Source organism: Micromonospora sp. WMMD736, from assembly GCF_049179015.1.
Classification (GTDB): Bacteria; Actinomycetota; Actinomycetes; order Mycobacteriales; family Micromonosporaceae; genus Micromonospora.
Genome location: NZ_JBMHMI010000001.1, coordinates 3,637,168 through 3,649,948 on the forward strand (window position 1 = coordinate 3,637,168; position 12,781 = coordinate 3,649,948).

A 12,781-nucleotide genomic window follows, 5' to 3' on the forward strand; every position below is an offset into this window, starting at 1 on the left:
GTCGACAAAATGCCGGCGTGGACGCCCTGGCACGGCGTCCCCACCGGCTCCATCTGGGACGGTCTTCGGCGAGCCGGCCCCGCGAGCCCTGTCCACCGCGACATTGGAGGCGGCGTGTCCCGTTCTCGTCGTGCCCGTGTACCACTCACCGCTACCCTGTTGTCCCTAGCACTGACGTCGACGGCCCTTCTCGGGTCCCCGGCGCAGGCAGCTCCGACCGGAGCGCAGATCCCCGCGCGAGACGTGCCTGTCGCGGCTCCGCTCACCCAGTCGGTGCCGAAGGCACCGAAGGCCGCAGCGGCCGACCCCTACTCCGTCCTGGTCTTCTCGAAGACCGCCGGCTTCCGCCACGACTCCATCCCCACCGGCATCGCCGCCATCCAGCAACTCGGCGCGGCGAACGGCTTCACGGTGGACACCACAGAGGACGGTGCCGCGTTCAGCGACACCAACCTCGCCAAGTACAAGGCCGTGATCTGGCTCTCCACCACCGGCGACGTGCTCAACGCCGACCAGCAGGCGGCCTTCGAGCGGTACGTGAAGGCCGGCGGCGGTTACGTCGGCATCCACGCCGCCTCGGACACCGAGTACAGCTGGGCCTGGTACGGCGACCTGGTCGGCGCGTACTTCGCCAACCACCCGCAGAACCAGCAGGCCACGGTCAAGGTGGAGGACCACGCCCACCCGTCCACCGCCGAACTGCCGGACCGCTGGTCCCGGTTCGACGAGTGGTACAACTTCCAGACCAACCCGCGGCCGGACGTGCACGTGCTGGCCAGCCTGGACGAGAAGAGCTACACCCCGGGCGCCGGCGCGATGGGCGCCGACCACCCGACGGCGTGGTGCCAGGACTTCGACGGTGGCCGCTCCTGGTACACCGGCGGCGGGCACACCCGTGAGTCGTACGCCGAGCCCGAGTTCCTCAAGCACCTGCTCGGCGGCATCCAGACGGCGGCCGGCGTGGTCGACGCCGACTGCGGCGCGTCGAAGACCTCCAACTTCGAGAAGGTCACGCTGGACAGCAACACCAGCAACCCGATGGAGCTGGACATCGCCCCCGACGGGCGGGTCTTCTACATCGAGCGCGACGGTCGGGTGCAGATCATCAAGCCGGACACCGGCAACACCGTCACCGCCGTCGACCTGGACGTCTTCACCGGCAACGAGGACGGCCTGATCGGCATCCGGCTCGACCCGGACTTCGCCACCAACAAGTGGGTGTACCTGTACTACGCCCCGAACGACAACGTGTCGCGCAACCTGCTGTCCCGGTTCACCGTGACCGGCGACACCATCGACCTGGCGAGCGAGAAGCAGGTGCTACGGGTCGACACCCAGCGCAACACCTGCTGCCACGCGGGCGGCAGCATGACCTTCGACAGCGCCGGCAACCTCTACCTGGCCACCGGTGACAACACCAACCCGTTCGAGTCGAACGCGTACGCGCCGCTCGACGAGCGGCCGGGTCGCCAGGACTACGACTCGCAGCGCACGTCGGCCAACACGAACGACCTGCGCGGCAAGGTGCTCCGGATCCACCCGGAGGACGACGGCACGTACACCGTCCCGTCGGGCAACCTCTTCCCGGCAGGCACCGCGAAGACCCGTCCCGAGATCTACGCGATGGGCTTCCGCAACCCGTTCCGGATCGGCACCGACCCGAAGACCGACACGCTGTACGTCGGTGACTACGGGCCGGACGCCAACTCGAACAACCCGGACCGGGGCCCGCGCGGTCTCGTCGAGTGGAACGTCGTGACCCCCGGCAACTACGGCTGGCCGTACTGCACGGGCACGAACGAGGCGTACAACGACTACACGTTCCCGTCCGGCCCGAGCGGTCCGAAGTTCGACTGCGCCGCGCCGGTGAACAACTCGCCGAACAACACCGGTCTGACCAGCCTCCCGCCGGTCGTCCCGGCCACCGTCGACTACGGCTACGCCGGTGACGCGCGGTACCCGGAGATCGGTGGCGGTGGGGCTCCGATGGGCGGCCCGGCCTACCGGTACGACGCCAACCTCAACTCGACCCGCAAGTGGCCGGCCTACTACGACGGCAAGGCGCTGCTGGGCGAGTGGAACCAGAACAAGATGTACACGATGCAGATGACCCCCGACGGCAAGTCGTTGGTGGACATCAACCAGTTGCTCCCGGGCATGTCGATGATCCGGCCGATGGACTTCGAGTTCGGTCCGGACGGCGCGCTGTACCTGATCGAGTGGGGCAGCGGCTTCGGCGGCAACAACGACAACTCCGGGGTCTACCGGATCGACTACACCGCCGGTGACCGTGCGCCGATCGCGGCGGCGGCCGCCAACCCGACCTCGGGTCCGGCACCGTTGACGGTGGAGTTCTCCAGCGCCGGCTCCCGGGACCCGGACGGTGGCACGCTCACCTACGCCTGGGCGTTCGGCGACGGGCAGACCTCCACCGAGGCCAACCCGACGCACACGTACGCGACGGCGGGCAACTACACCGCCCAGCTCACCGTGACCAACCCGAAGGGCCGCACGGCGGTGGCCAACGTGCCGGTCACCGTGGGCAACACGGCGCCGACGGTGACCATCGAGTTCCCGCCGGACGGTGGCTTCTTCAACTGGGGTGACCAGGTCCGCTACACGGTCAAGGTGACCGACCCCGAGGACGGGCAGATCGACTGCTCCAAGGTCAACCTCCAGGTGCTGCTCGGTCACGACGAGCACGCCCACCCGCTGGAGCAGCACACCGGCTGCACCGGCACGGTCCAGACGTCGCTCGCCTCCGGGCACGGCGCCGAGGCGAACGTGTTCGCGGTCTTCGAGGCCACCTACACCGACAAGGGCGGCGCGGGCGGTTCCGGCGCGCTCACCGGCCGGCAGATCGAGATCCTGCAGCCCAAGCAGAAGCAGGCCGAGTACTTTACGGCCACCGGGCGGGTTGCGGGCAGCACCGGCGGCGGAGACGCCGGCGTGCAGCGCGAGGCCGCGACCGACACCGCGGGTGGCGGCCAGAGCATCGCGTTCATCGAGGACGGCGACTGGTGGTCGGTCGTCCCGGCGAACCTGACCAACATCACCGAAATCCGGTTCCGGGCCGCCTCGGCCGCCGCTGGCGGTCGGATCGAGGTCCACGCCGGTGCGGTCGACGGACCGGTCGTGGCCACGGCCACCGTTCCGGCGACCGGCGGGTGGCAGACGTACACCGACGTGAGCGCGCCGGTGACCGGTGCCGCGAGCGGCGGGCTGTACTTCGTGGCCCGCGACCCGAACGGCGGAACCGGTTCGCTGTTCAACGTCAACTGGATGGACTTCGTCGGTCGGGGCGTCACCGAGAACGGGCCGCCGGTGGTCACCGCCACCGCGACCCCGGGCAGCGGCACCGCGCCGCTCACCGTCGCGTTCGACGGCACGGCCACCGACGCCGAGGGCGACACCCCGCTGACGTACGCCTGGGACTTCGGTGACGGCGGCACGGCGTCCACCCTGGACGCCAGCCACACGTACACCAGCGTCGGCTCCTTCACGGCCACCCTCACGGTGACCGACAGCAAGGGCGCCAAGTCGTACGCCACGGTGCCGGTGCGCGTCAACGCTCCGGACACGTCCTGCCTCGGGGCGCGTTCGGACGACTTCAACGGCAACACGCTGGACAAGAGCCGGTGGACCACGGTGGTCCGGGAGAACCAGCTCTACTCGCTCAGCGGTGGCGCGCTGAAGCTGCCCACCGCGGTGGGTGACCTCTACGGCGCCCGCAACGACGCCACCAACCTGGTGCTCCAGCCGGCGCCGACCGGCGCCTGGGCGATGACCACCAAGGTCACGCTTGGAGTGACGGCCAACTACCAGCAGGCTGGTCTGCTGGTGTACGGCGACGACGACAACTACGCCAAGGTGGACCTGCTCTACAACGGCAGCCGTCGCGTGGAGTTCATCCGGGAGACGGCCGGGACTCCGCGCAACGAGTCCGCGGACGCCGCCAACGCACCGGCGGGTGACACCGTGTACCTGCGGGTCACCAGCGACGGGACGAACCTGACCGCCTCCTTCTCGGGCGACGGGCAGACGTTCACCCCGGTCGGTCGTTCGGCCGCGCTCGCCGGCATCACCAACCCGCGGATCGGGGTCTTCGCGCTCAACGGAGGCACCGAGGCGCCCGTGGTGGACGCCGCGTTCGACTCGTTCGTGGTCACGCCGGACGCTCCGGCCGGCCCGGTCGAGCCGTCGGACGAGTTCACCGGCACCACGCTGGACAAGTGCCGGTGGGACGCCATCCTGCGGGAGGACCCGAACGGCTACCGGGTGACCGACGGCGCGCTGCGGATCGACGTGCCGAACGGTGACATCTACGGCACCGACAACACCGGGCCGAAGAACTTCATCCTCCAGACCGCGCCCTCGGGCGACTGGACCCTGGAGACGAAGGTCGACGGCAGCCTGCTGAACGAGCAGTACCAGCAGGCCGGCCTGATCGTCATGGCCGACGACGACAACTACCTGAAGTTCGACTTCATCGCGGACAACCAGGCCGGCCAGGCGGTCACCCGGCGGATCGAGTTCCGCAGCGAGGTCGGCGGAACGGTGCAGAACCCGCAGCCGGAGGCGACCAGCCTCACCTCGGCGGTGTGGCACCTGCGTCTGGCCCGGGTGGGCGACACCTTCACCGCGTCGTACTCGGCCGACGGGACGACGTGGACCGCGTTGGAGGCGCTGACCAACAGCGCGGTGGGCGCGACCCCGAAGGTGGGTCTGTTCACCCTCGGCGCCAACCAGACGGCGTCGAAGACGGCCGCGTTCGACTACTTCCGGTTGAGCACGAAGGTGGCCGACGAGAAGGCGCCGGTCACCACGGCGACGGTGTCCGGCACCCCCACCGACGGGTGGTACACCGGGCCGGTGACGGTCACCCTGGCCGCCGCCGACGAGGCCGGTGGCAGCGGGCTCGCCAGCACCGAGTACCAGCTGGACGGGGCCACCGCCTGGACGGCGTACACCGCGCCGGTGGCGATCAGCGGTGACGGCGAGCACGAGCTGCGGTTCCGCTCGACCGACAAGGCCGGCAACGTGGAGTCGACGAAGACCGTCGCAGTCAAGATCGACGCCACCGCACCGGTGACCACGGCGACGTTCGCTCCGGCGAACGACGAGGGCTGGCACAACGGGACCATCCCGGTGGTGCTCGCCTCGACCGACGCGGGTTCCGGGGTCAAGACGGTCGAGTGGTCGCTGGACGGTGGCGCGTGGACGCCGTACACGGAGCCGGTCGAGGTGACCGGTGACGGGCAGCACGAGTTGCTGTACCGGGCCACCGACAAGGCGGGCAACGTCGAGACGCTCAAGTCGGCGATCCTGAAGATCGACGGCAGCAAGCCGACGCTGCTGGTCTCCGGTATCGCCGACGGCCAGCTCTACGGCGACAGCCAGGACGTCCGGGTGTCCTGGCAGGCTGTGGACCCGACCTCGGGCATCGCGTCCGTGGTCGGCCAGCTCGACGGCAAGACGTACGCCAGCGGCACCCTGCAGGCCATGTACGAGCTGTCGCTCGGCCTGCACGAGCTGACCGTCACCGCGACCGACAAGGCCGGCAACAAGACGACCTCGAACGTCCGGTTCTTCGTCACCACCTCGTTCCGCGACATGCAGTTCCTGCTGGACCGGTTCAAGGCGACGGGGCGGTTGTCGGCCAAGGCGCACAAGCAGTTGACCGCCAAGCTCGACGCGGCCCGCCAGGCCGAGGCGGCCGGCAACGACAACAAGGCGGTCAAGCAGCTGACCCAGTTCCGGGACCTCGCCACCGACGCCACCCTGGTGGCCGAGGCCGAGATCCGGGACACCCTCACCCGGGACGCCGACGCGATGATCGTGCGGCTCGGCGGGACGGCCAGCAAGGCCGGCGTCAAGGCCAATGACGGCGAGCCCATCAAGGGCACGGGACGGCTCGGTGGCGACGCCACCCGGCTGGCACCCGGTCGCCAGCTCTGATCCGACCGAGGCCCCTTCCCGACGCTCCGGCGTCGGGGAGGGGCCTCCCTCATCAGGCCGTGTGTCAAAGCCCCTGGCCGGCCTGCGGCGGGCCCAGACGACGGCCGGCCGCGTTGGAGCTTCGTCCGGATACAACACCGGTATCCGGACGAATCTCCGCCTTGCCGGACCGCCGCCTGGACTCCGCCTCGGCTCGACCGAGGACTTTGACACACGGCCTAGGAAGGAGACGTCCGTGACGCGTATCCGCACGGCGGTCGCCGCCGTCCTCGTCGGGCTGGCCCTGACGCTTGTCGCCGCCGCCCCGGCCGCCGCACGGGCCGACAAGTTGAAGCTGGTGGTGGCCGGTGACGGTGCCGTCGGGGTGACGATCCAGGCCACCTACGCCGACGGCCGCCGGCTCGACCAGGTGGTGCGGTTGACCCTCACCGCCATCGGCCCGGACAAGCAGCAGGTGGGTCCGGTGCAACTGGAGCCGGCACCGGAGGGGCAGGGCTTCTACAGCAGTGGTCCGGTGCTCTCCCCCGGCACCTGGCAGGTGACGGTGAACGCCCCGGCGCCGTACGGCACCAAGACCACCGCGACCGTGCAGGCGCAGGTGGCCCAGAGCCAGCCGCCGCCCACCCCGGTCGCGCTCAACAAGCCGACAGGTGGATCGGGTGCGGCCCGGTGGTGGCCGTTCGCGGCGGCCGGGCTGGTGCTCGTCGCCGCCGCGATGGGGGTGGCCATGCTCTTCGGCCGCCGCCGCTCCGACTGACCGGCACCGACGACGAAGGGCCGGGTCGCAAGCGTTGCGACCCGGCCCTTCGTGTTCCGGCTCAGAGGAGTTCGCGCAGGGCGGTCAGGTCCTCGTCGGTGGGCTCCCAGGTGCCGGCGGCGGCGTTTGCGTGTACCTGCTCGGCGCTGGTGGCGCCGGCGATCACCGAGGTCACTGCGGGCTGGGCGGCCAGGCCACCGATCGCCACCTGGAGCATGCTCAGACCCCGCTCGTTCGCGTACGCCTCGATGGCCTCGATGGTGTCCCAGTCGGCCGCCGCGAGCCGGTCGGCGTACCGGCCGCCGCCGGAGAGCCGGCTGCCGGCCGGGGGCTGCTCGCTGCGCTTGTACTTGCCGGTGAGCAAGCCGTTGGCGAGCGGGAAGAACGGCAGCATGCCGAGGCCGAAGCGCTCACACGCCGGGATCACCTCGGTCTCGACGGAGCGCTCCAGCAGGCTGTAGTGGTTCTGCGCGCTGATGAAGCGGGCCCGGCCGTTGGACGAGGCGACCCAGTCCGCGTCGGCGATCTGCCAGCCGGCAAAGTTGGAGTTGCCCAGGTAGCGCACCTTGCCGTCGCGGACCAGGTCGTCCAGGGCGGCGAGGGTCTCGTCGATCGGCGTACCCGGGTCGGGCTCGTGCATCTGGTAGAGGTCGATGTGGTCGGTGCCGAGCCGGCGCAGCGACGCCTCGACCGCGCGGGCGATGTAGCGGCGCGCGCCACGGGCCCCGAAGTCCGGCCCGTTGAGGCCGTGCATGTCCATGCCGAACTTGGTGGCCACCACCACGTCGTCGCGGCGGCCCTTGAGCGCCTGCCCGAGCAGCTCCTCCGAGCCACCCTGCGGCTCGCCGTAGATGTCGGCGGTGTCGAACAGGTTGATCCCGGCGTCCAGGGCGGCGTCGACGACCGCCCGGGTGCCGTCGAGGTCCAGCTTGCGGCCGAAGTTGTTGCAGCCGATTCCGACGACGGACACCACGAGCCCGGAGTCGCCCAGCCGGCGATAGGTCATCTCAGTCACGAGATCCACCCTATGCCGGCCGGACGCACGCCCGCCCGGTGACCGATCAGCCCACGTCCCAGACCGGCTCCGGGGTCTCCACCACCTCGTTGTCGCCCTGGAACAGCACGAACCGGTCGAAGGAGCGGGTGAACCACCGGTCGTGCGTGACGGCCACCACCGTCCCCTCGAACGCGTTCAGACCCGCTTCCAGGGCCTCGGCGCTGGCCAGGTCGAGGTTGTCGGTGGGCTCGTCGAGCAGCAGCAGGGTCGCCCCGGACAGCTCCAGCAGCAGCACCAGGAACCGGGCCTGCTGCCCGCCGGAGAGGGTGCCGAAGCGCTGGTCACCCTGCCCGGCCAGCTCGTACCGACTGAGCACCCCCATCGCCGCGTGCCGGTCCATCCCCTGGCGGTGCTCGTCGCCCCGCCACAGGATCTCGACGAGCGTCTTACCCATCAGCTCCGGCCGGTCGTGCGTCTGGGAGAAGTGCCCGGGGCGGACCCGCGCGCCGAGCCGGGCCACGCCGTCGTGCGAAACCGGTGCGAGCGCGCCCGCGCCGTCGACCGGCCCGTTGGCCGGGTCGGGGTCGGTGCCACCGCGCGCCAGCAGCCGCAGGAAGTGCGACTTGCCGGTGCCGTTGGCGCCGAGGACCGCCACCCGGTCGCCGTACCAGATCTCCAGGTCGAAGGGGAAGGTCAGGCCGTCCAGCTCGAGCTGGTCGCAGACGACCGCGCGCTTGCCGGTCCGCCCGCCGGTCAGCCGCATCCGGATGTCCTGGTCCTTGGGGGGTACGGGCGGAGGCCCGGCCTCCTCGAACTTGCGCAGCCGGGTCTGCGCGGCCTGGTACCGCGAGGCCAACCCGTCGTTGTACGCGGCCTTCTGCTTGTACATCAGCATCAGCTCGCGCAGCTTCTGGTGCTCCTCGTCCCAGCGTCGGCGCAGTTCGTCGAGGCGCGCGTGCCGGGCCACCCGGGCCTCGTGCCAGCTCGCGAACCCACCCGGGTGCACCCAGGCGCTGCCGCCCTCGACGGCGACCACCCGGTCGGCGCTCTGCGCCAGCAGCTCACGGTCGTGCGAGACGTAGAGCACCGACTTCGTCGACTCGCGCAGTCGCGCCTCCAGCCAGCGCTTGCCGGGCACGTCGAGGAAGTTGTCCGGCTCGTCGAGCAGCAGCACCTCGTCCGGGCCGCGCAGCAGCAGCTCCAGGGCGAACCGCTTCTGCTGCCCGCCGGAGAGCGTACGCACCGGTCGGTCCCGTACGGCGTCCCACGGCTGGTCGAGCACGATGGTGGCGACAGTGTCGAAGAGCACCTCGGCGTCGTACCCGCCGGCTTCGCCCCAGGCGCCGAGCGCGTCCGCGTACGCCAGCTGCGCCTTGCCCGCGGCGGTGCTGAACTTGCCGTGGGCCTCGGCCGCCCGCATGGCCGCTTCGGTCTCGCCGAGCCGGCGGCCGGCGTCGCGCAGCGCCGGAGGGGCCAGCGACAGGGCCAGGTCGCCGAGCGTCGTCTCGTCGCCGATCATGCCGATGAACTGCCGCATCACGCCCAGCCCACCGGCCCGCGCGATGCCGCCCGCGCGTACCGGAAGGTCACCGGCGACCATCCTCAGCAGCGTCGTCTTGCCCGCGCCGTTCGGCCCGACCAGGGCGACCTTGGCACCCTCACCGACCCGGAACGACACGTCGGCGAAGAGTTCCCGACCGTCGGGCAGGGTGTGCCCGACCGCTGCCACGTCCACGTATCCCACGCCGGGATCCTGCCCCAACCGGGGCCGGTAGGGACATCCAATTACCGGGTGACCCGCAGCACCCGGAAGCCCTTCTGGCTGGCGTGCCGCTGCACCTGCCAGCCCTGTTCGACGAGCCAGCGTTGCAGCGAGTCGCCGCCCAGGTGCCGGGCGACGACCAGCCAGCCGACGCCGTCCGGGGCGAGCCGGGGCAGCCAGCGCCGCAGCAGCTCGTGCAGCTCGTCCTTGCCGATCCGGATGGGCGGGTTGGACCAGAGCTGGGCGAACGTCACCTCCGCCGGTACGTCGTCCGGCGCGCTCACCCGGACCCGGTCACCGGCGCCGATGCGCGCCGCGTTGGCGGCGGTGAGGTCGCGGGCGCGGGCGTTGACGTCGACGGCCCAGACGGTGCTCGTCGGCGCGAGGTCGGCCAGGACGCACGCGATGGGCCCGAACCCGCAGCCGAGGTCGAGCAGGTCACCTGTGGTGTCGGCGGCGGGCAGGTCGGCCTTGCGCAGGAGCACGGCGGTGCCGGGATCGAGGCGGCTGGCGGAGAAGACCCCGCCGGCCGAGGCGAGTCGGTAGTCGCGGTCGGCGACGGAGAACTCGACCTCGCGCGCCGGTGCGTCGCTGGCGGGCTGCGCGGTGAAGTAGTGGTCGCCGGTCACGTCGGCAATTCTCGCACCGGCCCGGCCGACTCACGACACTGCCCACACCCACATTTCCCCGATATTACCCCCTAAAGGGACAATAACTCCTACTCTGGGCGACATGGTGTATCGGTACGAGTCCGAAGAGGACGCATTCGAGGACCCCGAGCCCGGGTCCGACCTGGACGTGCTCGGCGCCGGTCCCCCTCCACCGGCCGGCCCCTCGCCGTCGCGCTTCCCCGCGCCGTCGCTGCCCCGACCCAACCAGCTGGTGCTGCCGTCGAACCAGCCGCCGTCGGCACCCCGCGTGACCCCGCCGATGGCGGCTCCCCGCAGCCGGGTCTACACCTCGGCTCAGCCGGTGGAGCCGTCCGCACGACGCGGCGGTGGGCGGCTCTGGCAGGTGGTGATCGGCGGCGCGGCCGTCCTCGTCCTGCTCGCGCTCTGCGGCCTCGGCGCCGCCGCACTGCTGCTGGATCGCGACGCGACGCCACAGCCCACCCCGACGTACCAGCCGAACGCCGCGCCGTCCGCCACCGCCCAACAGCAGGATCTCGACTCGCGGGACACCGACCAGGCGCCACTGACCGCGAAGGAACTCTTCCCCAACAAGGAGCTGAAGCTCGCCGACGGCCAGCCCGCCTACCAGGTGCTCAAGACCCAGTCCAGCGGCAGTTGCGCCGTCGCCGCCACGGACGAGGTCGCGGACCTGCTGGTCCGGCTCGGCTGCAACCAGGTCGTCCGGGCGACCCTGCGGAGCCCTGGCGGCGAGCACCTGGTCACCACCGGCCTGTTCAACCTGACCGACCGGGCCAACGCCGAGCGGGCCCGGGACCGGATCCGGCAGATCCTCGACGAACGGCAGGGCCGGTTCCGGGGGCTCACCGCCGGCGACGACACCGATGCGCTGACCAGCGCCCCGGCCCGGGTGGGTTGGCAGGTCCGCGGCCACTACCTGGCGTACGCCCTGGTGGTCCGCTCCGACGGCGCCGCGGTCAAGTCCGGCGACACCAAGGTCCGGGACGTCCTGTTCGACATGATCGAGGCGCACCTCAGCCGGGGCGTCCTGCAACGGCGGGCCGACCTCGGCACGGCCGGGCAGCCCACGGGGGCGTCCACCGAGGGCAGCGGCAGCCAGAGCGGCAGCGAGGACGGCAACTGACCCGCGCCCGCGTCCGACGGGTGTGCCGCCGAACAGGTGGCACACCCGTCGTCGTCCGTGCCGGGGTCCGTCAGCCCTCGACCGGCACGCGCAACCGGCGCGTCAGATCGGCACGGCGCGCGTAGTCCGCCGGATCGTCCGGGTAGCCGACCGCGACGAGGGTCAGCCCGTGCGCCGGCGCCACCGTCACCTCGCTGGACCGGTCCTTGTGGGTCAGCAGGCTGCCCGGCCACCGCACCGGCCGACGGCCGTCCCCGGCGGCGAGCATCGCCCCCACCAGGCTGCGCACCATCGCCTGACAGAACGCGTCCGCCTGCACGGTCGCCACCAGGATGCCGTCCGGGTCCCGCCGCCAGTCCAGCCGGGTCACCTCGCGCAGCGTCGTCGCGTTCTCCTTGCGTCGGCAGTACGCGGCGAAGTCGTGCTCCCCCACCAGGCCCTCGGCCGCGGCGTTCAGGGCCGCCAGGTCCAGCGCCCGCGGCCAGGCCAGCACCTCGTGCCGGCGCAGCGGCTCCGCGCCGTACGGGGCGTCGGTCACCCGGTACTCGTAGCGCCGGAAGGTGGCCGAGAAACGGGCGTCGAAGTCGGCGGGTACCTCGGTCATCGCCCGTACCCGCACGTCGGTGGGGAGCAGCCGGGCCAGCCGGCGCAGCAGCCGCCCCTCGTGCTCCCGCCACACCTCGACGGGTAGGTCCAGGTGACAGACCTGCCCGGAGGCGTGCACCCCCGCGTCGGTCCGGCCCGCGACGGTCAGGCCGGTCGCCGTACCCGCGCCCAGGACCAGGTCCAGGGTCTCGACGAGCACCCCGGCGACGGTCCGCCGCGTCGGCTGCGGCGCCCACCCGGAGAAACCCGCGCCGTCGTACGAGACGTCCAGCCGCAGCCGGATCCGCTCGTCCACCTCGTACCTCCTGTTACGGGTCGGGCCCGACACCCCGAAAGGGGTGCCGGGCCCGCACTGATGCCCGAAGGTCAGGCCTTGTTCTCCTCGGTGGCGAGGTCGCTGTCCTCGCGCGCCTCGGCGGTGTCGCCGGAGGCCGACACCGGCGCCTCGGAGTCCTGGTCGGCGTCGGTCGACTTCGGAGCGTCCTCGGCCGGGGCGAGCGCCTCGACCTTGTCCTGCTGCGCGGCCTTGCGGGCGGCGGTCTTCTTGTTCGCCTTCGGCTCGGCGACCTGAAGCTCCTCCACCAGCTCGATGATCGCCATCGGAGCGGCGTCACCCTTGCGCGGACCGGTCTTCACGATCCGGGTGTAACCGCCGGGGCGGTTCGCGTACCGGGGCGCGATCTGGTCGAACAGGGCGTAGACCACGTCCTTGTCCTTGACGACGCCCAGCACCCGACGCCGCGAGGCGAGGTCGCCGCGCTTGGCCTTGGTGATGAGCTGCTCGGCCAGCGGACGCAGCCGCCGGGCCTTCGTCTCGGTGGTCTGGATCTTGCCGTGCTGGAACAGCGCGGTGGCCAGGTTGGCCAGCATCAGCCGCTCGTGCGAGGGGCTGCCGCCGAGGCGGGGGCCCTTGGTGGGCGTGGGCATT

Annotated in this window: 8 protein-coding genes; 3 read left to right on the forward strand and 5 right to left on the reverse strand. The window is 71.5% G+C overall.

The features are described from left to right. Positions 1-114 precede the first annotated feature (114 nt). Together ACN269_RS16030 and ACN269_RS16035 are read left to right on the forward strand one after the other, a co-directional pair. Entirely contained in the window at positions 115-5,958 is a 5,844-nt protein-coding gene (locus ACN269_RS16030) for a ThuA domain-containing protein (RefSeq protein ID WP_421473204.1), read from the forward strand. Between the two features lie 235 nt (positions 5,959-6,193). Beyond that, positions 6,194-6,715, forward strand: coding sequence for a hypothetical protein (locus ACN269_RS16035; protein WP_421473205.1), 522 nt, complete (start codon positions 6,194-6,196; stop codon positions 6,713-6,715). 61 nt (positions 6,716-6,776) lie between these two features. On the opposite strand, the gene ACN269_RS16040 is transcribed toward ACN269_RS16035, so the two are convergent. The 3 genes from ACN269_RS16040 to ACN269_RS16050 are packed head-to-tail and all read right to left on the reverse strand — an operon-like array spanning position 6,777 to position 10,103. Beyond that, a complete protein-coding gene (locus tag ACN269_RS16040; RefSeq protein ID WP_421476372.1) occupies positions 6,777-7,721 on the reverse strand; it encodes an aldo/keto reductase in 945 nt (314 codons plus the stop codon). Between the two features lie 55 nt (positions 7,722-7,776). Beyond that, positions 7,777-9,456: an ABC-F family ATP-binding cassette domain-containing protein gene (locus tag ACN269_RS16045; RefSeq protein ID WP_421473206.1), complete on the reverse strand. Its 1,680-nt coding sequence runs from the start codon at positions 9,454-9,456 to the stop codon at positions 7,777-7,779. A 41-nt stretch (positions 9,457-9,497) separates the two neighbouring features. Then, entirely contained in the window at positions 9,498-10,103 is a 606-nt protein-coding gene (locus ACN269_RS16050) for a class I SAM-dependent methyltransferase (RefSeq protein WP_421473207.1), read from the reverse strand. A gap of 103 nt (positions 10,104-10,206) precedes the next feature. Between ACN269_RS16050 and ACN269_RS16055 the strand changes: the two genes are divergently transcribed. Further along, entirely contained in the window at positions 10,207-11,247 is a 1,041-nt protein-coding gene (locus ACN269_RS16055; protein WP_421473208.1) for a hypothetical protein, read from the forward strand. Between the two features lie 70 nt (positions 11,248-11,317). On the opposite strand, the gene truA is transcribed toward ACN269_RS16055, so the two are convergent. Further along, positions 11,318-12,148: a tRNA pseudouridine(38-40) synthase TruA gene (truA, locus tag ACN269_RS16060; RefSeq protein WP_421473209.1), complete on the reverse strand. Its 831-nt coding sequence runs from the start codon at positions 12,146-12,148 to the stop codon at positions 11,318-11,320. Between the two features lie 71 nt (positions 12,149-12,219). Next, on the reverse strand, positions 12,220-12,780 hold the full coding sequence (rplQ, locus tag ACN269_RS16065) for a 50S ribosomal protein L17 (protein ID WP_421473210.1): 561 nt from the start codon (positions 12,778-12,780) through the stop codon (positions 12,220-12,222). Position 12,781: the final 1 nt, after the last annotated feature.

Coding starts and splice junctions, on each gene's coding strand:
- rplQ (WP_421473210.1), bottom strand. CDS start 12,780: ATGCCCACGCCCACCAAGGGCCCCCGCCTCGGCGGCAGCCCCTCGCAC.
- ACN269_RS16055 (WP_421473208.1), top strand. CDS start 10,207: ATGGTGTATCGGTACGAGTCCGAAGAGGACGCATTCGAGGACCCCGAG.
- ACN269_RS16040 (WP_421476372.1), bottom strand. CDS start 7,721: ATGACCTATCGCCGGCTGGGCGACTCCGGGCTCGTGGTGTCCGTCGTC.